Origin of the sequence: Arthrobacter sp. AK01 (assembly GCF_021109375.1) — a bacterium.
GTDB lineage: Bacteria > Actinomycetota > Actinomycetes > Actinomycetales > Micrococcaceae > Arthrobacter.
This window is the reverse complement of the sequence record NZ_JAJOHP010000005.1, coordinates 60106-83375: the sequence shown is the minus strand read 5'-3', so window position 1 is coordinate 83375 and position 23270 is coordinate 60106. Positions and strand designations below refer to the sequence as shown.

18 protein-coding genes are annotated in these 23270 nt (G+C 64.4%); 10 read left to right on the top strand and 8 right to left on the bottom strand.

Features of this window, described 5'->3' with window-relative positions; all coding sequences use genetic code 11:
• Nucleotides 1–73: 73 nt before the first annotated feature.
• The gene (locus LN996_RS03115) at nucleotides 74–925 is read left to right on the top strand and encodes a pentapeptide repeat-containing protein (protein WP_231338728.1); all 852 of its coding nucleotides are present in this window, start codon (nucleotides 74–76) and stop codon (nucleotides 923–925) included.
• A 27-nt stretch (nucleotides 926–952) separates the two neighbouring features.
• Here LN996_RS03115 and LN996_RS03110 read toward each other — a convergent pair whose 3' ends face one another.
• Nucleotides 953–1759 carry an RDD family protein gene (locus LN996_RS03110; RefSeq protein ID WP_231338727.1) on the bottom strand — a complete coding sequence of 269 codons (807 nt, stop codon included), beginning with the start codon at nucleotides 1757–1759 and terminating at the stop codon, nucleotides 953–955.
• Nucleotides 1760–1865: 106 nt separating this feature from the next.
• Between LN996_RS03110 and LN996_RS03105 the strand changes: the two genes are divergently transcribed.
• Both LN996_RS03105 and LN996_RS03100 read left to right on the top strand, forming a co-directional pair.
• Complete coding sequence (locus tag LN996_RS03105; protein ID WP_231338726.1) at nucleotides 1866–2858, top strand: stage II sporulation protein M; 993 nt, start codon at nucleotides 1866–1868, stop codon at nucleotides 2856–2858.
• Between the two features lie 117 nt (nucleotides 2859–2975).
• Nucleotides 2976–4169 carry a TIGR01906 family membrane protein gene (locus LN996_RS03100; RefSeq protein ID WP_231338725.1) on the top strand — a complete coding sequence of 398 codons (1194 nt, stop codon included), beginning with the start codon at nucleotides 2976–2978 and terminating at the stop codon, nucleotides 4167–4169.
• Here the strand turns inward: LN996_RS03100 and LN996_RS03095 are convergent.
• The 3 genes from LN996_RS03095 to LN996_RS03085 all read right to left on the bottom strand — a co-directional run bounded on the left by LN996_RS03095 (nucleotide 4166) and on the right by LN996_RS03085 (nucleotide 8474).
• Nucleotides 4166–4657 (bottom strand): hypothetical protein, encoded by a 492-nt coding sequence (locus LN996_RS03095; protein WP_231338724.1) that lies wholly within the window; start codon nucleotides 4655–4657, stop codon nucleotides 4166–4168. The genes LN996_RS03100 and LN996_RS03095 overlap by 4 nt on opposite strands.
• 156 nt (nucleotides 4658–4813) lie before the next feature.
• The gene (locus LN996_RS03090) at nucleotides 4814–6646 is read right to left on the bottom strand and encodes a long-chain fatty acid--CoA ligase (RefSeq protein WP_231338723.1); all 1833 of its coding nucleotides are present in this window, start codon (nucleotides 6644–6646) and stop codon (nucleotides 4814–4816) included.
• A gap of 10 nt (nucleotides 6647–6656) precedes the next feature.
• The gene (locus tag LN996_RS03085; protein ID WP_231338722.1) at nucleotides 6657–8474 is read right to left on the bottom strand and encodes a dolichyl-phosphate-mannose--protein mannosyltransferase; all 1818 of its coding nucleotides are present in this window, start codon (nucleotides 8472–8474) and stop codon (nucleotides 6657–6659) included.
• A gap of 125 nt (nucleotides 8475–8599) precedes the next feature.
• On the opposite strand from LN996_RS03085, the gene rsmI reads away from it, so the two are divergent.
• Together rsmI and LN996_RS03075 are read left to right on the top strand one after the other, a co-directional pair.
• Nucleotides 8600–9475 carry a 16S rRNA (cytidine(1402)-2'-O)-methyltransferase gene (gene rsmI, locus LN996_RS03080; RefSeq protein ID WP_231338744.1) on the top strand — a complete coding sequence of 292 codons (876 nt, stop codon included), beginning with the start codon at nucleotides 8600–8602 and terminating at the stop codon, nucleotides 9473–9475.
• 160 nt (nucleotides 9476–9635) lie between these two features.
• Complete coding sequence (locus tag LN996_RS03075; RefSeq protein ID WP_231338721.1) at nucleotides 9636–11117, top strand: NAD-dependent succinate-semialdehyde dehydrogenase; 1482 nt, start codon at nucleotides 9636–9638, stop codon at nucleotides 11115–11117.
• Between the two features lie 134 nt (nucleotides 11118–11251).
• Here the strand turns inward: LN996_RS03075 and LN996_RS03070 are convergent, their stop codons facing one another.
• Genes LN996_RS03070 through LN996_RS03060 form a run of 3 tightly spaced genes read right to left on the bottom strand, consistent with a single transcriptional unit; the run spans nucleotide 11252 to nucleotide 16344 of the window.
• On the bottom strand, nucleotides 11252–13798 hold the full coding sequence (locus LN996_RS03070) for a DUF3488 and DUF4129 domain-containing transglutaminase family protein (protein ID WP_374202208.1): 2547 nt from the start codon (nucleotides 13796–13798) through the stop codon (nucleotides 11252–11254).
• On the bottom strand, nucleotides 13795–15246 hold the full coding sequence (locus LN996_RS03065) for a DUF58 domain-containing protein (protein WP_231338719.1): 1452 nt from the start codon (nucleotides 15244–15246) through the stop codon (nucleotides 13795–13797). Before LN996_RS03065 ends, LN996_RS03070 begins: the two co-directional genes overlap by 4 nt.
• A 9-nt stretch (nucleotides 15247–15255) precedes the next feature.
• Nucleotides 15256–16344, bottom strand: a complete 1089-nt coding sequence (locus LN996_RS03060; RefSeq protein ID WP_231338718.1) for a MoxR family ATPase — start codon at nucleotides 16342–16344, stop codon at nucleotides 15256–15258.
• Nucleotides 16345–16522: 178 nt separating this feature from the next.
• Between LN996_RS03060 and LN996_RS03055 the strand changes: the two genes are divergently transcribed.
• The 5 genes from LN996_RS03055 (at nucleotide 16523) to LN996_RS03035 (ending at nucleotide 22619) form a co-directional block, all read left to right on the top strand.
• Nucleotides 16523–17410: a TatD family hydrolase gene (locus tag LN996_RS03055; protein WP_231338717.1), complete on the top strand. Its 888-nt coding sequence runs from the start codon at nucleotides 16523–16525 to the stop codon at nucleotides 17408–17410.
• Nucleotides 17411–17702: 292 nt separating this feature from the next.
• A complete protein-coding gene (locus LN996_RS03050; RefSeq protein ID WP_231338716.1) occupies nucleotides 17703–18854 on the top strand; it encodes a resuscitation-promoting factor in 1152 nt (383 codons plus the stop codon).
• Between the two features lie 26 nt (nucleotides 18855–18880).
• Entirely contained in the window at nucleotides 18881–19762 is an 882-nt protein-coding gene (gene rsmA, locus LN996_RS03045) for a 16S rRNA (adenine(1518)-N(6)/adenine(1519)-N(6))-dimethyltransferase RsmA (protein WP_231338715.1), read from the top strand.
• A complete protein-coding gene (locus LN996_RS03040) occupies nucleotides 19759–20751 on the top strand; it encodes a 4-(cytidine 5'-diphospho)-2-C-methyl-D-erythritol kinase (RefSeq protein WP_231338714.1) in 993 nt (330 codons plus the stop codon). The genes rsmA and LN996_RS03040 overlap by 4 nt, the downstream gene beginning before the upstream one ends.
• A gap of 35 nt (nucleotides 20752–20786) precedes the next feature.
• Entirely contained in the window at nucleotides 20787–22619 is a 1833-nt protein-coding gene (locus LN996_RS03035) for an ABC-F family ATP-binding cassette domain-containing protein (protein WP_231338713.1), read from the top strand.
• A 124-nt stretch (nucleotides 22620–22743) separates the two neighbouring features.
• Here the strand turns inward: LN996_RS03035 and LN996_RS03030 are convergent, their stop codons facing one another.
• Nucleotides 22744–23145: a VOC family protein gene (locus tag LN996_RS03030; RefSeq protein WP_231338712.1), complete on the bottom strand. Its 402-nt coding sequence runs from the start codon at nucleotides 23143–23145 to the stop codon at nucleotides 22744–22746.
• Between the last annotated feature and the right edge of the window lie 125 nt (nucleotides 23146–23270).

The window sequence follows — 23270 nt, the reverse complement described above, 5'->3', positions numbered from 1 at the left end:
GTCCCTGCGGGGAACCCGTTTGCGGGTTCCCCGGCTCCTTCCACCGGACCCCTTTTCACCCTTTGGAGCACCCATGACTCTTTCACCAACCCTTCGCCCGGACTGCGGCAGTTGCTTTGCGCTTTGCTGCACCGCTCTGGGATTCGCCCGCTCGGCTGACTTCGCCATCGACAAGCCAGCGGCCACGGCATGCCCGAACATGGCGGACGATTTTTCCTGCTCGATCCATCAACGCCTGGTGTCGCGGGGGTTCCGCGGCTGCACGGTTTTTGATTGCTTCGGCGCTGGCCAGGTGGTTTCACAGCACACCTTCTCGGGCACCAGTTGGACTCAAGACCCCGCGTCAAGGTCCTCGATGTTCGCCGTATTCAAAGTAGTCAGGCAATTTCACGAGATGCTCTGGTACTTGGCCGAAGCCAGTCAACGAACCTTCGATCCGGACCTCGCATCGGCAGCGGATCACTTGTCCGGGCACATAGCAACCATCGCCCAAGGCAACGCCCCCGCGGTGCTGGCCACCGACGTCGAAACCTTGCATGGAGAGGTGCGGACCCTCCTGATGGAGGTCAGCGAAGAACTGCGCGCCTCCTACGGTGCCGAGGACAAGCAGACGTTCGACGGCGGCCCTCACCGGGACGGTGAATCGGCCAGCGCGGACTTGGGCAGCAGAGACCTCATGGGAGCCAACCTTGCCAACCGGCGTCTCTGCGGAGCAGACCTCCGCAGTGCCTACCTGATCGGAGCAAACCTCAGGAACAGCGACCTCACAGCCGTTGACCTTCTGGGAGCAGATCTTCGCGGAGCGCAACTCCACGGCACAGACCTCTCCAAGGCCCTATACCTCACCCAACCGCAAATCAACGCCGCCGAAGGCGATGCCACAACCCTCCTACCCCCACGACTTACCAGACCGGCCCAGTGGTGATTTTGGCTGGCAACAGCCGCACCAGAGCTAGGACTCGTGGCTGAACGGCAGCTTCCTGAGTCGTTCCCCGACAGTCGCATTCCGCTGCTCCGCCTGGCGCAGGCGGGCGAGTTCGCGGTTGCGCCGTTCCCCGAGGACTGCCCCGATGTAGTCCTCGGGGATGGTGCCTGGGGGAGGGGGAGGGGCGACGTATCTTGCGAGTTCGGACGCCAAGGATGCCGCCATGTTCACGCGCGATGCCGGGGCCATGAGGTACGCCTGCTGCACAAACGTTCCTGCCCTGCGCGCGGTGGCGTCGGGGACCCTGCCGATGTCAGCCATGGCTACCCAGGCCTGAAGGTAGTGGGGTGCCACGGGCATGATCCGTGGCTTGGAGGGAACACGCTGACGGAGCGAGTAAGTGCCGGCGACGATGTCGCCCAGGCGCTTGGACTTGTCGTTGAAAAGCGCTACTCCGATGGCCAGGCCACCGAACGTCATGTAGATCTCCAGGAAGCCGAGGAGGCCACGGATGAGGGCGTGGCGGAATCGGATGGACCCGCCGTCGTCGCGAACGATGCGAAGTCCTGTGGCGAGCTTTCCCAGGGACCGTCCTCGGGTGAGGGTCTCCACGGCGACGGGCACGATCACGACAGAGAAAACGATGCTGCTGAGGACCAATGCCTGGATGGCGGCGTCATCGAGGTCCTGGGAGGCGGCGCCGATGAGGATGATGAGCAGTATTGCGAGGATGACCTGGGAGATGACATCAAGGATGAGCCCCAGTGCACGGGCAGCGAAGGAGGCCGGGCGCAACTCCAGGACCACTGCCTCGCCGGTGATGATTGAACTCATGCCCGCCCCCATGCTTCGCAAACGCGGCGGGCCCACGGCGTGCCCGCACCAATGAGTCTAGCTGCGGCACTGACCCGGTGGGTGGCACAGGCGCTAGGGTGGTGCCGTGGACATTGACGCCTTCTCGGCCGTGCAGGGGGACAAGTGGTCCCGGCTTCATTTCCTTGCGCACAAGCGCCGGCTCACGGGAGCCGAAGCGGATGAACTGCTGAGGCTGTACCAAACGGTGTCCGGACATCTGTCCCTGATTCGCTCCGTGGCCCCGGAGAGCGGCTTGTCGGCATCACTGTCTGCTGCACTGGCGCAGGCCCGGACACGGTTCACGGGCGCGCGCTCGAACTTCATGGAGGACCTGGCACGGTTCTTCGTTATTTCCTTGCCCGCGGCGTTCTACCGAATCCGCTGGCTCACCCTTTGGTGCGGGCTTGCCTTCGTGCTGGTAGCGGGCGCCTATGCCCTGTGGATCGGCACGTCACCGGATGCGTTGAGGGCCGTAGCCAGTGACGCAAAAGTGCAGCAGTACGTGGAGGAGGACTTCATTGACTACTACTCGGAGAATCCCGCTGCCTCGTTCGCAGGCGCTGTGTGGACGAACAACGCCTGGATTTCCGCTCAGGCTGTGGCGTTTGGAGTCACCGGGTTCTGGGTGCCGTTCATCCTGTTCATGAACGCACAAAGCCTGGGAGTCGCCGCAGGGCTTTTCCTGGCAACGGGAAAGATGGATATCTTCTTCAGCTACATCCTTCCGCACGGCCTGATGGAACTCACCGCGGTGTTCATTGCCTGCGCGGCCGGGCTCAAGATTTTCTGGGCCATGGTGCGGCCCGGTCCCAGGACGCGGCTCCAGGCTGTGGCCGATGAAGGACGGTCTTTGATGACAGTTGCCCTCGGGTTGGTGCTCGTCCTGCTGATTTCCGGGATAGTGGAGGGCTTCGTGACGCCGAGTGCGTTGCCTGTGTGGGCCAAGATCACCATCGGTGCGTTGGTTTTGGCTGGTTATTGGGTCTACACCTTGGTACTCGGTGGGAGGGCAGCCCGCGCCGGTGTCACCGGTGACCTGGATGCCCACGACGCCGGGTATCGCAGCATCGCCGCGTAGACCTTACAGTTACGTTTCGATCTGGTCGCAGCCGGGGTGGCACCGCGTGTCTGTGTAAAGCCGGGCGGTAGGCTCGAATGCAGACAAGAGAGCCGGCAGCACCCCAATCGCCGGTGGATGCCTACGGAAGTGAAACCCGCTGTGAGCGACAAGAGCCAGAAACCACAAGAACCGGACACGGACGTCCATGAGGACCCCAACGAACCGGCCTTCGACTGGATGAAGCCGAAGGCCTCCGGCACTGCTTCCGGCGCAGCTCCTGCTACTACAGCGACACCGGCGACCACCGCCACGCCGGCCACGACCGCGACGTCGGAAACTGAGACGCCCGCCAGCGGTCAGCCCGAAAGCCGCGCCGACCGTAAGGCTGCAGAAGCGGCCGACGCCGAGCCGGAACCTCCGCTGTTCGCTGACACGCTCGCTGGTGGCGCCACTGACAAGCAGCCGTCGCACTATTCGGAACCCTTGCCGACGTCGGCCCTTCAGGTCCGTCCGCCGGAAGACGAGGTGGCCCGACGCAACGCAGAGCGGGAGCAGGCCGCCAAGGTGAAACCGATCGGCCCACGGGTCTTCCAGGTGCTGTTGGCCGTCTTCTATCCGGTGATCCTCCTGGTGCTCGCCGTCCGGGCGGTCACCAGCCCCCTGTTCCTGTGGGTGGAGTACAACCGCCCTGGTTTTCCCGGAGACGGCTACGGTTTCAGCACTGACGACCGCATGACGTATGGCTCGTACGCCGTGGATTACCTGAGCAATTGGGCCGGTCCGCGTTACCTGGGTGGCTTGGTCAACCAGGATGGCGCCAAGCTGTTCAAGGACAGCGAGGTGGCGCACATGGCCGACGTCAAGCTGGTCATTTTGTCGTCCTTCGGTGCCGGCCTGCTGCTCATCATCCTCAGCATCATCGCCATCCTGTACCTGCGTAAGCGCAGTAACGGCGGGATCCGTCGAGGACTCTTTGCAGGCTCCATCGTCACCCTGGTCATCATCATTGGCCTCGCTGTCCTGGCAGCACTGAGCTGGCAGCAATTCTTCACCGAGTTCCACCGGATCTTCTTCGCCAACGGGACGTGGACGTTCTCGCTGGAGGACACCCTCATCCGGCTCTTCCCGGGACAGTTCTGGATCGACGCGGGCATCGTCATTGGTGCCCTGGTGTTCCTTGTAGCGACGCTGACGTTCATCTTCACGTGGCCCACCAAGCAGCGTCGGGGTGCGGGCACAGCGGTTGACGAAGCCGATGCTTCAGGCGATGACGCTGATGCGGATGATGCGGAAAGCGTCAGCAACGAACCAGCGGACATTAAGCGCTAGCCGCACCGGCTTCTCCGGGGACCACTCCCGCGGGCCAGGAGATCGACAAGGCGCCCGGGATGGTCTGTGCTGGCGATGACGGTCTTGCCGTTTTTCAACTCGATATTGATCTCGGGACCGCCGACGAGGTACCCGACCATGCCGGGCCCCATGTATCGGAGCCCGTACCCGCTGGGGCCGGCCGCCTCGTCGGTGGTCACCGTCGCGATTTCATCCCTCGGTAGAGTTCGTTTGACGATGTCGCAGAAGGCGATCACGACGTTCTGCGGGTCGACCTTGACCGTGACGGTCATGAAGGCGATGAATGAACCAGCTGTGGTGGTGACCAGGGGTGCGAAGAGCACTTCCGGCGTGTTCTTCAGGACGATCAGCACGAACAGCACCGGGCCGAGCGCAATCATCGTGAAACCCACGATTCGCGGTACCAAGGTAGACCGGACACGCGAGTAGTAGAGCGCGGGTAGTGGTATGCGTGATGGATCTGCCATGGGTTCCCCTTTGAACGTTTGGTTCGTGAGGAAAACGCTAGGGGGACAACAGCGGCACCTAGGGGGACATTGCCCAAAATAGGTGGCGATGTGGGCCGAATTAGGTGCTGATTTGGTTGTGCTAGGTGGTGTATCGCGGCGGTCTAGGTGGTGCCGCTACTTTTCGTAGAGCTTCTCCACAACCGACGGGAAATCGCCAACCACGGCGGCCCGCTTCAGTTTGAGCGAAGGCGTCAAATGCCCGGATTCGACGCTGAGCTCAGCCGTAAGGAATGCGAACTTCTTGATCGATTCAGCGGCGGACACGAGCTTGTTGGCCTCGTCCACGGCCGACTGCACGGCGGCGTTTACCCGGTCGTCCCGGGCTGCGTCCTCGAGTGACAAGGCATCCACCTTGTTCTCGGCGCACCAATCGGCAAGGCCCTCGGCGTCCAGGCTCACCAGTGCCCCGATAAACGGCCGGCCATCGCCCACCACCACTGCCTGGCCCACCAGAGGGTGCTCGCGGAGCTTCTCCTCCAAAGGTGCGGGGGCCACGTTCTTGCCACCTGCAGTGACCAGGAGGTCCTTCTTGCGGCCGGTGATGGTCAGGAAGCCGTCGTCGTCCAGTTCGCCGAGGTCGCCGGTACGGAAAAAGCCATCAACAAACGCAGCCTCGTTGGCTGCCTCATTGCGGTGATACCCCTTGAAAACGCCGATGCCCTTGACCAACACCTCGCCGTCGTGTGCCACCCGGATGGTGGTTCCGGGGAGGGGTATGCCAACAGTCCCGATGCGGGACATGCTGGGGGTGTTCACTGTGCACGGCGCAGTGGTCTCCGTCAGTCCATAGCCCTCCAGCACGGGAACACCGGCGCCATGGAAGAAATGGTTGTCACGGAGGCTCAGGGGGCTGGCTCCCGACACCGTGTAGCCGACGTTCCCGCCAAAGATCTCCCTCACCTTGGGATACAGGAGTTTGTTGAACGCACGATGCTTCATTTCCAGCAGCCAACCCGCCCCCTGCCCCTGGCCGCGGGAGGCGCGATCCACCGCCGTCGAATAATCCACAGCGGTTGCCGAAGCTGCGGAGAAGAGCGCCGACTTTCCGCTCATAGCGGCTTTGTGGCCGGCGCCGGCGTAGACCTTCTCGAAGATGCGGGGCACGGCCAGCAGGAAGGTGGGCTTGAAAGTACTGAGGTCTGCCATCAGCCCACTGGCACCAGAACTGTGACCGAGCGTGATCCCCGCGGTGAGGCATACCACCTGGACGGCCCTGGCAAGGACGTGCGCCAGAGGCAGGAACATCAGCGTCCGGGCGCCCTGCTGCATGAGCAGTTCGGGAAGGAACGGGATGACGTTCCTTGCCACGAGGACAAAGTTGCCGTGTGTTATTTCGCAGCCCTTGGGCTTGCCGGTGGTTCCGGAGGTGTAGACGATCGAGGCGATGTCGGCCAGGTTTGCGGCACTGCGCTGGCGCTCCAGCTCTGCGTCCATAATGCCGACTCCGACGGCGGAGACGCTGGTCAGGTTGGGGGCGTCGCCGTCGTGCTCCATCCGCACGATCGCCACGGGATCGTCCCCGAGCGCCGTGGACCGGTTTACCACGGCGTGCACGAGATCGGCTTTGGCGATGTCCTCGACAAAGACGCGCCGGGCACCGGAATCGGCCAGGATCCACTCGATCTGGCTTGCCGACGACGTCTCGTAGATGGGCACAGTCACTCCGCCGGCCATCCAAATGGCGAAATCAACCAGCGTCCATTCGAAGCTTGAACGGGAGAGCACTGCTACGGGGTCGCCGGGGTTGAGGCCACCGGCAATCAGTCCCTTGGCCAGGGCAGTGACATCGGCGAGGAACCTTGCTGCGGAGACATTCAGCCAGCCGTTGGTCGTCTTGTGCGCGTACAGGATGCCGAACGGGTCCTTGGCGCAGCGTTCCAGGAGAAGGTCCGTCACGTTGGTGTTCGGGTCGGCCTCGACCAGAAGGTCTGTGCTGGCTTCCCTCACTGCTTGCCTCCTAGATCCACGATGGCATCCACATTCTCATCCGCCATTCTTCGTAGCTGATCACTTCCGCGGTCAGCACCGGATAGAAGAACGCAGTCGCCAGGACAGCCAAAATCAGCACCAGGCCCACCACGTAGAGCCCGGACCGCCGCCGCCACGGAGGATCGCTGCTCCGGCCCAGGACCAACCCCAGCACGTACGTCAGGCCGAGGACGAGGAACGGCTCAAAGGACACAGCGTAGAAGATGAACATGGTGCGTTCCGGGTACATGAACCACGGAAGGTATCCGGCGGCGACTCCGGCAAGGATGGCACCTGCGCGCCAATCCCGGCGGCCCGCCCACCAGAACAGCAGGATGACCAAGGCAATGGTCCCGCCCCACCACACCACCGGGTTGCCCACCGGCAGGATGGCCGAGGAACAGGTTTCAACGACGCAGCCCGCGGTGCCCTGCTTGGGGGCCTGGTAGAAGAACGACGTAGGCCGGCCCATGACGAGCCAGGTCCAGGGGCTGGACTCATAGGGGTGGTCCGAGCTCAGTCCTTGGTGGAACTTGTAGGCCTCAAGGTGGTAATGCGCAAGGGACCGCACGGAGTTGGGCAGCCAATCCCATCCGGGTGCGGGATTGGTGGCCGCCCACTGCCGGTAGTAGGCGTCCTTCGACAGGAACCAGCCCGTCCAGGTTGCCGCATACGTGACGGCGGCGACCGGAATGATGGTCACGAACGCCAACAACCCGTCCTTGATGATGCCGGCACTGAACCAACTGCGGATGCCGGCAATGCGCCGGGCGCTCAGGTCCCACAGCACAGTCATCAGGCCAAAGGCAGCCACGAAGAACAGCGCGGACCATTTGGTTCCCACTGCCAAACCCATGCAGATCCCGGCAACCAGACGCCACCAGCGCATACCGAGCCAAGGACCTGCCACCAGCTGGGTGGGTGTTGGGCGACCGCCCGGCGAAGCAGCCGCCTGCGCGGCGAGCCGGGAAGCGAGACGACGGCGGCCGTCGTCGCGGTCCAACAGCAGGGCGCCGAACGCGGCGAGGATCCAGAACGCCAGGAAGACGTCCAGCAATGCTGTCCGGGACAGCACCAAATGGTGGCCATCAATGGCGAGCAGGAGCCCGGCAACGGCGCCGAGGGTGTGCGAACGGAACAGCTTCAGGGCAATGAGTGAGACAAGGAACACGGTCAGGGTCCCCGTCAGCGCCGCGCTAAAGCGCCAGCCGAAGGGATTGTCGCCGCCGAACAGCCACATCCCGAAGGTGATCATCCATTTGCCGACCGGCGGGTGGACCACATACTCCGGTGTGTTGAGCAGGACGTTCGGGTTGCCGGCATTGAAGGAGTCGTTGGCATTGGCGGGCCAGCTGCGTTCGTAGCCGCTCACCAGGTAGGAGTAAGCATCCTTGACGTAATACGTCTCATCGAAGACCAGGCTGTGCGGGGCGTCCAGCCGGAAGAAGCGGAGAATCCCGCCCAGGACCGCGGTGATGGTGGGGATCAGCCAGAACCACAAACGCAAGGTGGCCGGGTAATCGCGCCAGCTTTGGATCCCGCCGATCAGGCGCTCTCTCAGGGTTTGGGCCGTGTAGGCCTCGGCTGGCCGGACGATCCAGGGGTGGCGTTCCAGCCCCCGGCCCGGCAGGGGACTGCCCGGGTTGTCGTCCACAGACGTGCTCAGGCGGGACCGCGATGCGTCCCGTCTGGTCCGGGCGCCGGGCTGATCGATGCTGTCCACAACGCCCGTGTCACCGGCTCCGGCGGTTGCGGGGGACGCCACAGGAGTTCCGGAAGTGGTGGCAGGAACGGGCGACTGGTTCACCCGCCCATGCTACCTTTCCATCCTTGCTGCAGCGTTGAGGTGCGGCGTTGAGGACGGCGCGGCATTAGGCTTGGCAGGTGGACGAACAACGCAGCACCCCGGACGAGCCTCCCTTCAGCGATGACGTGTACGAGGCGACTCCTGCCGCCGGCGGCGGCGCAACCCCGGGCATAGGACGGATTGTGCTGGCGGCCACCCCCATCGGAAATGTGGGGGATGCCTCCTCCCGCTTGATCGAACTCCTGGCGACCTCGGACATAGTGGCGGCAGAGGACACCCGCCGTTTGCACCGGCTCGTCACGGCCTTGGGCGTGGAGGTCTCCGGACGCGTCATCAGTTACCACGAACATAATGAAGTGGCGAAGACCGGGGAACTCCTTGACCACGTGCGCGCCGGAAAGACCATCCTCATGGTCAGCGACGCCGGGATGCCCGCGGTTTCGGACCCCGGTTTCCGCTTGGTGGAGGGAGCCGTCGCGGCCGGCCTGACCGTTACAGCGGTGCCCGGACCTTCGGCTGTGCTGACGGCGCTCGCGCTGTCCGGCCTGCCAACGGACCGCTTCTGCTTTGAAGGCTTCCTGCCACGCAAATCAGGGGAGCGGAACTCCCGCCTGATGGATTTGGCCGATGAGCGCCGCACCATGGTCTTCTTCGAGGCCCCACATCGTCTTGAAGTCATGTTGCGTGCCCTGCATGAGCGTTTTGGCGCCGAGCGTCGCGCCGCTGTCTGCCGTGAATTGACCAAAACCTACGAAGAAGTCATCCGTGGCACCTTGCGTGAACTGCTGGAATGGGCAGAGAGCAACGAGGTCCGCGGCGAAATCGCGGTTGTGGTGGGCGGTGCGCCTGAACAGGAACCCGGTAAGCCCGAGGACCATGTAGCCGCGGTGAACGAACTCATCTCCCAAGGCATCCGCTTGAAGGAAGCCGTGGCTGCGGTAGCCGATGACGCCCGCGTCAGTAAGCGGGAGCTGTACTCCGCGGTGCTTGCAGCACGCTGACGCGCGCTGTGCAGCTGCACAAATTGGCGTCCGCATGGCAGTGCGTGAAGGCGTAGACACTCCTTCTCGCGGGGCAGTACCGTGGCAGTAATTCAAGCCACTTCCGGCAACGAACCCCAGTGGTGCAATTCTCCAAAGCACCCAAGACGAAGGAGTCGCCATGACTGTCACGGTTGAACGCGAAAGCGAACTGCTGGCTTCCGTCCCCACCGGCCTGCTGATCAACGGTCAGTGGCGCCCGGCCGGATCCGGAAAGACCTTTGATGTTGAAGACCCGGCCACGGGCAAGGTCCTGCTCAGCATCTCCGACGCCGGTGCTGAAGACGGCGCCGCGGCCCTCGACGCCGCTGCTGCCGCCCAGGCCGATTGGGCCCGCACTGCACCGCGCGAACGCGGCGAAATCCTGCGCCGTGCCTTCGAGCTCGTCACCGAACGTGCCGAAGACTTCGCCCTGCTGATGACCCTGGAAATGGGCAAGCCCCTGGCCGAAGCGCGCGGCGAAGTCACGTACGGCGCCGAGTTCCTGCGCTGGTTCTCCGAAGAAGCGGTCCGCGTATCGGGCCGCTACTCCGCAGCACCTGATGGCAAGAACCGCCTCCTGGTGCAGAAGAAGCCGGTGGGCCCCTGCCTGCTGATCACCCCGTGGAACTTCCCGCTGGCCATGGCCACCCGCAAGGTAGCCCCCGCCGTCGCTGCTGGTTGCACCATGGTGCTCAAGCCCGCGAACCTGACCCCGCTGACCAGCCTGCTCTTCGCGCAGGTCATGCAGGAAGCCGGCCTCCCTGCCGGTGTCCTCAACGTCATCCAGACCTCCACTGCCGGCGCAGTCACTGGTCCGCTGATCAAGGATGACCGTCTCCGCAAGATCTCCTTCACCGGCTCCACCCCGGTAGGCCAGGCCCTGATCCGTGAAGCCGCCGACAAGGTGCTCCGTACCTCCATGGAGCTCGGTGGCAACGCCCCGTTCGTGGTCTTTGAAGACGCCGACCTGGACAAGGCCGTTGAAGGCGCCATCGCCGCGAAGATGCGCAACATGGGCGAGGCCTGCACTGCAGCCAACCGCTTCATTGTGCACGAGTCCATCGCCGATTCCTTCGCGGAGAAGTTCGCCGCGAAGATCGGTGCGCTGACCACGGCCCGCGGTACCGAGGCCGAGTCCAAGGTTGGCCCGCTGATCGACGGCAAGGCCCGCGATGGCGTTCACGCGTTGGTCACCGAAGCCGTAGCAGGAGGTGCCACAGCCGTCACCGGTGGTGCCGCCGTCGACGGTCCCGGCTACTTCTACCAGCCCACCGTGCTGAAGAATGTCGCAGCTGATGCCCGCATCCTGCGGGAAGAAATCTTTGGACCGGTAGCGCCGATCATCACGTTCTCCACGGAAGATGACGCTGTTCGCCTGGCCAACAACACCGAATATGGCCTGGTTGCCTACGTCTTCACCAAGGACCTCAACCGTGGCCTGCGCATCAGCGAGAGGATCGAGACCGGCATGCTCGGCCTCAACGCCGGTGTGATCTCCAACGCTGCTGCCCCGTTCGGTGGCGTCAAGCAGTCGGGCCTGGGCCGTGAAGGCGGTTCCGAAGGCATCGAAGAGTACCTGTACACCCAGTACGTAGGTATCGCGGACCCGTACGCCGACTAGGCGGCGCAGGATCCGGTCCACCGCTCTCGCAACAAGAACGGTTGACAAACGCAAGGGCCCGGCCATGGAACCACAAGTTCCGGCGTCGGGCCCTTTGCTGTGTCATGGGGTCCTGCCGATCAGGAACAGCGGAGCTAGCGGCGCTGCGGCAGCAGGCCCCGGAGCATGCGCCAACCACGCGCGACCGCCCACCCCACAGCCTTTCCGAGCGCTGCCAAGGCCCGGAAGGGCGCGCCGAGGGCGTGCACCCATCGGCGCATCATCGACGGCGGCAGCCAGTCGGCGCGGAAGCGAACCAACCAGCGGGCGTTGTGCCGCATCGACTCACGGACGACGGCGATACGCGTCGCCGCTGGTGGTGTGGCTGCCTGCGCGGCTGTCTGCGCGGCTGTCTGCGCGGCTGCCTGTGCGGCAACGGCACCGCGGCCATAACGCTGCCGTTCGAAGTCCGAGGTGAGCGACGAGACTGCGACGTGCGCGGCGTCGTCCATTCCGCCAGTGTCGCCAAGGGCGGCGCTGGAGCGGAGCCTGGCGGAGAAGTGCCGGGGCGTTTCGCTGGGCGTGGACGGTAAGCCGTAGTCGGTGGCCAGATCCTGGAGTTCCGCCCACGCCAACTCGGGGGCTGGGTCTTTGTATCCGGGCATCACGGCGTCGGCTTCATCCGGAGGTTTCCGGTTCAGGCGGCGGCGGCGCAGCACCGTCCTGCTGAGCCGTGGCGACCACAGGAATCCCAGCAGCACCAGCACGCCCGCCGTGGCCGCCGCGATGGTGGGGAGCGGGTTCACACTGGCTGAGCCTGCGGCCGGAGTGTCCACTCCGGGCAGGGGAACAGGAGCGGGAGTGGCGGGAGCGGGGGTGGTCAGGACCTCTTTTTCGTCCGCGTTGGTGCTGAGGTTGGTGGGGACCGAAGATTCAGTAGCGTATTCGGGAACTACGCCGCGCGAAGGAGTGGGCTCAAACGGAACCCAGCCCAGGCCCTCAAAGTAAAGCTCAGGCCACGCATGGGCGTCGCGGGCGTCAACCTCGTACTCCGGGAAGGACCCCTGACCGACCAAGGCCACGGACTCTCCGGTGAGCCGGCCGGGTGCATAGCCCACGGCAATGCGGCTCGGAATACCTTCAGCCCGGGCCATGACGGCCATCGCCGAGGAGAAATGGACGCAGTAGCCGCTCTTCACCGCCAGGAAGTCGGCCAGGACCGAGAGGCCGTTGCCGTCGTAGCCGTTCTGCACCGGCGCCTGCAGGGAATAGGTGAACTCGCCGGAGCGAAGATACTTCTGGAGGGCCAGCGCCTTGCCGTAGTTGCTGCCGGCGGATGCCGTGACCGAATCGGCCGTTTGGCGGACAATATCCGGCAGGTTGCCCGGGATACGGAGGAAGTCATCCGAAATGCCCTGCGGGACCGCCGAGGCCTGGGACAAGGATTGCGCCGTGACCTTCGGGGCGGCGGAGAACACCACGTACCGCTGCGCACGGGTGGTGGTCTCGGTGCTCATGATGCTCAACGTTGCAGGATCCCAGGTCCAGCGACCGTTGAGGCCGTTCACTGAAGCCGGCGCGAACGGAGCAGGCAGGTAGGGGCTTGTGAACAGGCCTGCGTTGACGGACGTGACGGCGTTGACCACTTCGCCCTGGACGGCGTACCCCGCCTCAATCCTGTCCGCCCCCACGCGCCGCTCAGCGGAGCGGTCGTCGGGGGCCCAGGTTTCGCCGTCGAAATGATCGATGGTCACTGATCTCAGATACAGGGGCGCGCTGGAGCTCGTGGCATAAGTGATACGGCCAGCTCCCGTAGGACTCCGGAGGCTGTTGCCCAACGTGATCATGGGATTGAGCCCGTTGGAGGTACCCCATGGGCTCAGCCGCGAGCCCTGCGGGAAGGTGCCGGTCTCGAAGCCCGGGATTGCCAACGGAACCACCATGGTCAAGGCCAGGGCCAGCCCACCGGTAACCACTGAACGCCTGAACTGGCCAGCGCCCCGGCCGGATCCGGACTGCAGCCGGGCATCAGGGGCGAACCAGTGGCTGCAACCGAGAATGAGGAGGTAGCCCACGGCAGCGCCGATGAAGCCCGCAACGCCCACGCTCTGGGGCTTGATGGTGGCCGGAACCACCATGACGGCAAGCAGGCCAATGCCGCTGGCCGCGGGCATCGCCAGGGGTACAGCCAAGGCATCGATCAAGATCACCAGCAGCCCCAGGCAGGCGCACATGACGAACACTATTCCGGCGTTCGGCGCCACGGGAGCGCTTTCGGACACCACCGTTTCGGCAGCCCGTTTGATAAGGCGCCCGACGGCGGCGAACGTCCCAGCAGTGGGGATGAAGCCCGCAAGGCTTTCCTGGCGGCAAAACGTGAAACTCAGGATCCCCGCGAGGGTGGCAAAGGAACCCAAGGTAGCCAGCAGCGGCCGGGCTCGAAGCGCGCGGAGGACGGCCAAGGTCAGCGCCACGACAACCACGGTGGTGATCAATGGCATGAACCAGGCCCACCCCCTGAAGACACCGTTCAGGGACAAGGCAGCGCCAAGCACGGCCACGACGATGGACCCTGCCATGACCCAGGGATAGGGGCCCGGCCCTGGTGCTCGCGTCCGTCGCGAGCCGGCCGGCTGCTTCTGGCCCGTCCCGCTGTTGGGCTGGGTTGGCGTGGGGGAGCCTAGATGGGAGGTAGCGGTCACCGGGGCACCGCCGCTCCACGACGAACGTCCATGGCTGATCCGGCAGCGTCCACAATTCCACCTTCGTCGAACGCTGACCAGGCTGCACCCAGCTGCGTCTTGGATGTCACCACGGCCACCCGCCAGCCCGCGAGCCGCAGAATCTCCAGCACGTCGTCGTTGTTCCGGGTCGCCTCCGTCACCATCAGGGCGAAAGCGTTGGCTCCGTAGGCCGCCGCAGGAGCCAGGGATCTGGCCTCGGCGGGAGTCAACGTGCCCAGCAGCGCAAGAAGCGGGCCACGCAGTCGGTGGGCAGCGAGCTTGTCCATGAGCCGGTCATCAAAGGGGGCATCGGCAGAATCCGGGGTGGATGACCCTGCCGCGGCCTCCCTGTGTTCGGTGCCGTGATGATCCGCCCGGTGATGCTCACCCCTGGCATGCCTGGGACCGCTGAGCTCTATGGCCGCCAGTCCTTCGGCGATGGCCTGCAGGCCACCGGCCCCCGCGAACTCCTCGGCATCAGGTTCCGGTGCCGAGCGCGAACGGTTGAACGCCGGGCTCCCAAAAGCGTCCAGAACCCGCAACGAGTAGTTTCGTTCTGCCAAATGGGACGTGATGGACATGGCTGCCGTGACAATCCACTCAAAGTTCGGACTCGTCACCAGGTCCGAGTCTTCGTCGTGGCCGCCAAACATGGATCCCGTTCCGCCGGCCAAGGCATTGAAGCGCTGGTCCAGGATGAGGGTGGCTTCCGGAGTCGTTACTGACTCCTCCTGGCGCACCATGAGTTGGCCATGGCGCGCAGTGGCCGCCCAATGGACCCTTCGCATGGGATCGCCGTGCCGGTACTCGCGGGTCATGATGTCGTCGTCGCTGGGGTTGGCGCGGATGCGCGTCGCGGTCACGCCGTCGTTGCCGCGCGCTCCTGCGAGTCCGGTGACGGGAAGGTCGACGGCGGCAGGCGTCACGGTGAGGATGTCGCCGTCGTCGATTGAATGCCGCCGAAGCGACAAGCCGAAGGGGTCACTGAACTCTGCCGTGACCGGACCGATGCGGAACTGCCCGCGCTTGCCCGAGCGGAGGTGGTATTCGTAGCGGCTGGTGCCGCCGGAAGCTGACCGTGCGGGGAAACGGAATGCCGGAGGCTCTCCGAAGCGGGGAGGCAACTGCTCCTCCATGATCACGTGCCCAGTGGAATATGAGGACCTGGCCACGGCCAGTCGCACGGTGGTGGTGCTCGCTGTTTCCACAGTGGAGGGATTGAACTCCCGGTACACCTGGAACTTGGGCTTGAGAACCCGGACGCCGGCGAGGGCGGCCAGCGGCAGGAGGATCAAGAGGATGGCCAGCGTCAGGAGATCCCGGCGGCCCATGACGTAGGCGCACCCAAGGGAGATCGCCCCGGCCGCAAGCAAACCCCAGCCACGGGTGGTAAACAAATGCTTGGGGAGTCGATCAACCAGCGCCATTCCTGCCTCCTAAGCGGTGTGCCTGTCCCTGCGCCAGGCACCAGGCGGCTCCTGGGCTACCGGAACGGATGCCAGGATGCCACGAAGAATGCTCTGGGGCGTATCGCCCGAGCTCGCCGCTTTGCGGTCCAGGATGATCCGGTGGGCGAGTACCGATTCCGCCACGTCCACCACGTCGTCCGGGAGCACGAAGTCGCGGCCGTCCAATGCCGCGGTCGCTTTGGCCGCACGGAGCAGCTGCAGCAATGACCGGGGGCTCGCGCCCAGACGGAGCCTGGCGCTGTCGCGGGTGGCCCGCCCGATTGCCACCGTGTATTCCTTGATCGCCGTGGATACGTGGACCTGCTGGACGGTGGCGATCATGGCAGCGACATCGCTGGCCGTGACAACCGGGGTTACTTTGACCAGGGGAGAGGACGCTTGGTGCGTCTCCAGCATTTCGATCTCGGCTTCCTTGTCCGGGTAACCCATGGAAATCCTCGCCATGAAGCGGTCCCGCTGGGCCTCCGGCAGGGGGTACGTGCCTTCCATCTCGATAGGGTTCTGCGTCGCCACCACCATGAAGGGCAACCCCAGCTGGTATGAATGCCCGTCCACTGTCACTTGGTGCTCTTCCATGCATTCCAGGAGGGCGGACTGCGTCTTGGCCGAGGCTCGGTTGATTTCATCGCCGATCACAATGTTCGCGAACACCGCCCCCGGGCGGAACTCGAACTGCCGTGAGGACTGGTTGTAGATGGAAACGCCAGTGACATCGGAAGGCAGGAGGTCGGGGGTGAACTGGATGCGGGAGACCGTACAGTCCACTGTCCGGGCCAGTGTCTTGGCCAACAATGTCTTTCCGACACCGGGCACATCCTCCAGCAGGAGGTGGCCTTGCGCCAGCAGCACGGTCAGGGCGAGCTTCGCGGCGTCGGCCTTGCCGTCAATGACCTTGTTGATTGAACTGAGGATGCGTTCGCTGGCGTCGTGGAACCGCTCTCCGTCCATGACCTGCGGCCGATGCCCGTTGAGCGCGGCTCCATCGCGTGGCAGCGCACTGTAAGCCTCACCCTGAAGAGGGGTAGGTTCAACGGATACTTGTCGCTTGGACTCCATGGATTGCCCTTCAGCCGTGGCCACTGCATCAGCAATCTGTTGTGCTGTTGCTGACCGTCTGTCCGTTCCAGACTACCCAGTCAATGGCCGCCGCTGACATAGTGCTCAGGAATTTATGTGCCGAGTGGAATTTATCGCCGTTGCCTCAGGAGGACCACGGTCCGATTAAGGTGGGAGCATGTGCAATTCCCTCGCTCCTGCTCCGTACCGCGCGTCCTCCGAGGACACAGATTCCCGCAGGGAGTACCCGCCGGCACCGGAGCCGCTGCCCGTTCCCGTCATGGACAACCACACGCATCTGGACTTCAGGAACGGACTGATCGAGGTTTCCGTCAGGGACGCCATGGACGCGGCCCAGTCCGTGGGCGTGCAAGGAGCAATACAGGTTGGCTGCGACCTGGAGTCATCCCGCTTCACGGTGGAAGCTGTGGACGCGGACCCGCGCCTGCTCGGCGCCGTCGCGATCCACCCCAACGATGCTCCCGTTTATGCCGGGCGCGGTGAACTGGAGTCGGCGCTCGCCGAGATAGAGGAGCTGGCATCCCATCCCCGGATCCGTGCGATCGGCGAGACAGGGCTGGATTTCTTCAGGACGCACGGGGACGGGCTGGTGCACCAGCGGCACTCCTTCCGGCGCCACATCGACATCGCGAAGCGGCTCGGACTGACCCTGCAGATCCACGACCGCGACGCCCACGACGACGTTGTTCAGGTGCTGCAGGAAGAAGGGGCGCCCGACCGGGTGGTGTTCCACTGCTTCTCGGGCGACGAAGAACTGGCCCGGATCTGCAACACGAACGGTTGGTACATGTCCTTTGCCGGCACCATGACGTTCAAGAACGCAGGGAACCTCCGCTCGGCGCTGGCCATCGCCGAGCCCAGCCGGATCCTGGTGGAAACGGATTCGCCGTTCCTGACACCCCACCCGTACCGGGGACGCCCGAACGCGAGCTACATGGTGCCGTACACCGTCCGCTCCATGGCGGAAGTGACAGGAGATGACCTGTCCGAACTGTGCTCGCGCCTGGCGGAAAACACGCTCCAGGCCTACGGTTCGTGGGCCTGAGGCCTCGTCCAGGGAGCCCTCAGGACGTCTGGTGCATGAATACCCGGTATGCAGAAGTCTTGGTTGCTTTATAACAGATCGGTTACTGTGTTAAACAAGTAGCCGGGGTCGGGGAAGGCCTTCGGACAGCTGGGCCGGTTGATTCCGGACTTAATCAGTTGAATGTATATGGCGGCGCAGATGCCGGCAGCAAGAGTGGGACCAGGCTTTGCGCCTGGCCCCTCCGTTTTGCGGCTGGCATTATTTCTGTGCTTTTCCCCGTGCCCGGATGGTCTGAGAGTTATGGGCAATCGTGATCAAGTTCTTCACAACGGATGGCAAGTTCAGCTTCCTCAAAGTAGGCGCACAGTTGCTGGTAGTTGCGGCGCTGGTGGTTGGTGTTGTGGCCTTCGTGGGCAACAACAAGACCGTCACCCTCAACGTCGACGGCAAAGTGAGCTCCATCCAGACCTTTGGCGGCACCGTAGACCAGGTGGTCAAGGCAGCCAAGGTTGAATTGAAGGACGCAGACCGGGTCTCACCCGCTCTGGACGCCACTGTGGACAACGGCACCGTGGTGAACATCAACCTCGCCAAGGCCGTGTCCATTGAACTGGACGGCGCCCGCACGACCGTGAACACGAACGCCCCCGACGTCGCCGCGCTGGTCAGCGAACTCGGAGTGGCCAGTTCCTCGGAAATCTCCCAACCAAAGGAAGCGTCACTGGAAGTCAGCGGCTCCTTCGTTTCCATCTCCACTCCCAAGACCATCAGCGTTGTGGCTGACGGCAAGGACACCAGCACCACCACGACGGCGGCCGATGTCGCCACCGTGCTCAAGGACACCGGCATCACCGTCGGCGCCAACGACCGCATCTCCCAACCTGGCAACGCGCCCATCGTCCAGGACATGGTGATCAAGGTCTCCCGCGTGGACACCAGCAAGACAGCCGAAGCCACTGAGGAAGTGCCCTTCGAAAGCGTGAAGACTGAAACTGCCGAACTGTTCAAGGGCGAGGAAAAGGTCACCCAGGCAGGTGTCGCCGGCTCCTTGGTCAAGACGTTCAAGCTGGTCCTCGTCGACGGACGCGAAGCCTCAAGGGCCCTCGTATCAAGCAACGTCACTACCAAGCCCGTCGCCGAGAAAGTCAGCGTTGGCACCAAGGCACGCCCCGTGGCGACTCCCGCCAAGGCAGCGGCAACCTCCAGCGGCCCCACCGGAGCTCCGAACGAGGCCATGTGGGACAGGATTGCCCAGTGTGAGTCCGGTGGAAACTGGTCCATCAACAGCGGTAACGGCTACTACGGCGGCCTGCAGTTCTCCAGCCCCACGTGGCTTGCCAACGGTGGCGGAGCCTACGCCCCCAACGCCAGCCTGGCCAGCAAGGCACAGCAGATCGACATCGCCAACCGCCTCTACGCCAAGAACGGCCTCCGCGACTGGGGCTGCGCGCACGCAGCCTGACCCCGCACAGGCGATACGATACCTAGGTGACTGAACCGAATTCCGAACCCGCCGCCGTCGCGCCCCTGCTGGGCGCCACAGACATCCGACGGCTTGCCGAGGAAATCGGTGTACGCCCCACGAAGACCTTGGGGCAGAACTTTGTGATCGACGGCAACACCATCCGCAGGATTGTGGCCGCCGCCAACATCGACTCCGACGAAACCGTTCTGGAGGTGGGCCCGGGATTGGGCTCACTGACGCTGGGGCTGCTTGACGCCGCCAAGAACGTCGTGGCTGTGGAGATCGACCCCGTGCTGGCCGGAAAGCTGCCGGAGACCGTGCGGGCTTGGCGGCCCGGGGCGGAGGACAACTTCCACCTGGTGCTGTCCGATGCCATGAAGGTCACCGAACTGCCCGTTCCACCCACGGCGTTGGTGGCCAACCTGCCCTACAACGTCGCCGTTCCCGTGGTCCTGCACCTGTTGCAGCATTTCCCGAGCCTGCAGCACGGCCTGGTCATGGTGCAGGACGAGGTGGCTGACCGCCTGGCCGCAACACCCGGGTCCAAGATCTACGGTGTTCCGTCCGTGAAGGCCGCTTGGTACGGCCACATGCGCAAGGCCGGTGTCATCGGCATGAACGTGTTCTGGCCTGCACCCAAGATCCACTCGGGACTCGTGGCGTTCACCCGCCACGATCCGCCCCAAACGCATGCAACCCGCGAGCAGGTCTTTGCCGTCATCGATGCCGCGTTCGCCCAACGCCGGAAGACCCTCCGCGCCGCCCTCGCCGGGTGGGCCGGAAGCGCGGCCGAGGCTGAGCGGTGCCTGGTTGCGGCAGGTGTGGACCCGACGGCCCGCGGCGAGGTTTTGGACATCTCCGCCTACGTCAAGATCGCCGAAGCCCGCCACCCCGTGGACGCATGAATCCGGGCACCCGCAAACCAAGCAGCCTCCCGTTTGTGGGGGACCGCTTCCATGCCCGGACAGTTCGCGTCAAAGCACCCGGAAAAGTCAACGTCTCACTGAGCGTCGGCCCGCTGCGGCCGGACGGCTACCATTCGGTGGCCAGTGTTTACCTTGCGGTTTCCCTGTATGAGGAAGTGGCCGCTACCAGCACCGAGGCTGAGGGGATTACCGTCAGCATCAGCCCGGAAAGCACGCTTGACCTCGACGGCGTTGACATCCCGCTGGATGAGCGCAACCTTGCCTACAAGGCCGCGGCCATCATGGCGGAAATGTCCGAGAAGCCAACGGGCGTTCACCTTGAAATCACCAAGCGTGTGCCGGTCGCCGGCGGTATGGGCGGTGGCTCCGCCGACGCCGCGGCCACGCTGTTGGCCTGCGACGCATTGTGGAACAGCGGCCTCTCCCGCGAGGAACTCGCGCACCTGGCGGCCGAGTTGGGCGCAGACGTGCCTTTCTCGCTCCTGGGAGGCACCGCCGTCGGGCTTGGCGTTGGCGACAAACTCTCTCCGGCCCTGGCCAAAGCGCAGATGGACTGGGTGCTGGTCTTCGCGGACTATGGCCTCTCGACGCCGGACGTGTTCCGCACCCTTGATGGACTCCGGGACTCCGAAGGCGCCGAGATCGCGGAACCCGTGGACGTGGATCCCACCATTCTCCAGGCGCTCCGCCATGGCGATCCCGAGACCCTCAGCCGGGTGCTCATCAACGATCTCCAGCGCGCGTCCATAGCCCTGGCGCCGCAACTCCGCGACACCATCGGACTGGGCGAAGCGCGCGGTGCGCTGGCCGGCATGGTGTCCGGTTCCGGTCCGACCATCGCCTTGCTTGCACGGGACTCAGTCTCTGCCAGCGTCCTCGCCGAAGAACTAACCCACCGGGGCCACACCGCGGTGGCTGTCCACGGACCTGTGCACGGCGCCCGGATCATCTCCGATACCCTCCTTTAGTACCCCCGCATTCCAGCAGTAGAAAGTAGTACCCATTGGCCCACCTGCTTGGCGGCGAAAACCTCACCGTTTCGTTCGCGACCCGCACTGTCCTCGACGGCGTCACCCTCGGTTTGGAGGATGGCGACCGTATTGGCATGGTGGGCCGCAACGGCGACGGTAAATCGACCCTCATGCGCCTGCTCGCTTTGCGCTCGACGCCGGACTCGGGCCGTGTCACCAAACGCGGTGACGTCAACGTCGGCTACCTGGACCAGGGTGACGTGCTCGACGGCGACCTGACGGTGGGCGCTGCAATCGTCGGTGACCGCGCGGACCACGAATGGGCCGCCAACGCCAAGATCCGCGAAGTGATGGGCGGACTGGTGGGCGACGTCGACTGGCACGCCAACGTCCATGCCCTGTCCGGCGGCCAGAAGCGCCGCGTTGCGCTGGCCAAGCTCCTCATCGAGGACCACGACGTCATCATGCTGGACGAACCCACCAACCACCTCGATGTCGAAGGCGTCGCCTGGCTGGCCCGGCACCTGAAGACCCGCTGGCGCGCCAACCAGGGTGCCTTCCTGGTGGTCACCCACGACCGGTGGTTCCTCGACGAAGTCTGCAACTACACCTGGGAAGTCCACGACGCCATGGTGGACATGTTCGACGGCGGATACGCAGCCTACGTTCTGGCCCGCGCCGAACGTGACCGCACGGCCGCCGTCGTCGAAAATAAACGCCAGCAACTCGTCAAGAAGGAACTTGCCTGGCTGAGGCGCGGCGCCCCCGCCCGAACCGCCAAGCCGAAATTCCGCATCGAAGCAGCCAACGACCTCATCGCCGACGTGCCCGATCCCCGCGACTCCGTGGCACTCAGCAAGATGGCCACTGCCCGCTTGGGCAAGGATGTGCTGGACCTCGAGAACGTGACGCTGGACTTCCTTGACGGAGCCGAGGGACAGAAGCTGTTCGACAACATCACGCTTCGACTCGCACCGGGCGAACGGCTCGGGCTGGTGGGCGTCAATGGCGCCGGCAAATCCACGCTTCTGAAACTGCTGAACGGCGAAATTCAGCCGACCTCGGGCAAGGTCAAGCGCGGTAAGACCGTCGTCACCGCCGTGCTGACCCAGGACGTCAAAGAGCTCGACGACGTCTCAGACCTTCGCGTCATCGAGGTCATCGAACGCGAAAAGCGGTCCTTCAGCGTGGGCGGCAAGGAATTCACTGCCGGCCAGCTGGTTGAACAGCTTGGGTTCACCAAGGAAAAGCAGTGGACGCCGGTCAGCGACCTCTCCGGTGGCGAGCGACGCCGGCTCCAACTCCTGCGCCTGCTGGTAGGAGAGCCCAACGTGCTCATGCTCGACGAACCCACCAACGACCTCGATACCGACACCCTTGCCGCCGTCGAGGACGTCCTGGACGGTTGGCCCGGGACCCTGGTGGTGGTCAGCCACGACCGCTACCTGCTGGAACGCGTCACCGACAACCAAATGGCGTTGCTGGGCGACGGGAAACTCCGCGGCTTGCCGGGCGGAGTGGACCAATACCTCGAGCTGCGCGAGGCCGCACTTGCCTCCGGCGCCGTTGGCGGGGGCTCCGGTGCGCCAACTTCTGCCAGCGGAGCTTCCTCGTCCGCTGCCGCCCCTTCAGGTGCCAGCGAAGCCGAAAAGCGTGAAGCCCGGAAGGACCTCAACAGGGTCGACCGCCAACTCGGCAAGATCGCGCAGCAGGAAGAGAAGCTCCACACCCAAATGGCGGCGAAATCCGAATCCGGCGACTTCGACGCGCTGGGCGAGCTCAACGCCAAGCTTCGGGAGTTGCTTGACGAGAAAGAGGGCCTCGAGCTCGAATGGCTGGAGGCCGCCGAAATCCTCGGCGAGTAGGGGGCGTAGGCCGACGCCCCGACCGCCGAGGCGACAACCCCGTCTCACCTTTTGCGGTGGTGGGCTGGACGCTGTCTCATCTTTTGCGGTGGTGGGCTGGGCGCTCTCTCACGTTCTGTCGGTTTTAGGCAGCTGGTTCGTATCCGATGAGCCAATGCAGGCCGTGGCGGTCCACCACTTGGCCGTCGGATGCACCCCAGGGCTTTGGTGACAGTGGGTCCAGGATCCGACCGCCGTCGGCGAGTTTGTCGAACCAATGGTGAAGAACGTCGGGTTCTGCCGCTCCCAGCAGTGAGAGCATGGCGCCTTCCATGTGGACGGTTTTGTCGCCTGTCGCAGCGTCAGATCCACTCAGTGAGACCACTCCGCTGAGGACGCCATGGGCGATGGCATCGGAGGGGCCATCGGTGCGGATGAAGTCCTCAAAGGTGTACAAGGAAAGCTCCCCGCCGAAGATCTCCGCGTAGAAGCTGAGGGCTTCACGCGCTGTGCCGGGAAAGGTGACGTAGAGCTGGGGTGCTGACATGAGCACATCCTACAAAGCAGACCCTCCGACCTTGCAATGGCGCGTCACCAATCCGGCTTCCCAGGCGAGGAAAGAAGTACCCCGCGTCATGGGGCTCAGGTGAGAGGGGGATGCCCTAAAACCCG

Coding starts and splice junctions, on each gene's coding strand:
- LN996_RS03115 (WP_231338728.1), top strand. CDS start 74: ATGACTCTTTCACCAACCCTTCGCCCGGACTGCGGCAGTTGCTTTGCG.
- LN996_RS03110 (WP_231338727.1), bottom strand. CDS start 1,759: ATGAGTTCAATCATCACCGGCGAGGCAGTGGTCCTGGAGTTGCGCCCG.
- LN996_RS03100 (WP_231338725.1), top strand. CDS start 2,976: ATGCCTACGGAAGTGAAACCCGCTGTGAGCGACAAGAGCCAGAAACCA.
- LN996_RS03095 (WP_231338724.1), bottom strand. CDS start 4,657: ATGGCAGATCCATCACGCATACCACTACCCGCGCTCTACTACTCGCGT.
- LN996_RS03075 (WP_231338721.1), top strand. CDS start 9,636: ATGACTGTCACGGTTGAACGCGAAAGCGAACTGCTGGCTTCCGTCCCC.
- LN996_RS03065 (WP_231338719.1), bottom strand. CDS start 15,246: ATGGCGCTGGTTGATCGACTCCCCAAGCATTTGTTTACCACCCGTGGC.
- LN996_RS03060 (WP_231338718.1), bottom strand. CDS start 16,344: ATGGAGTCCAAGCGACAAGTATCCGTTGAACCTACCCCTCTTCAGGGT.
- LN996_RS03055 (WP_231338717.1), top strand. CDS start 16,523: ATGTGCAATTCCCTCGCTCCTGCTCCGTACCGCGCGTCCTCCGAGGAC.
- LN996_RS03040 (WP_231338714.1), top strand. CDS start 19,759: ATGAATCCGGGCACCCGCAAACCAAGCAGCCTCCCGTTTGTGGGGGAC.
- LN996_RS03030 (WP_231338712.1), bottom strand. CDS start 23,145: ATGTCAGCACCCCAGCTCTACGTCACCTTTCCCGGCACAGCGCGTGAA.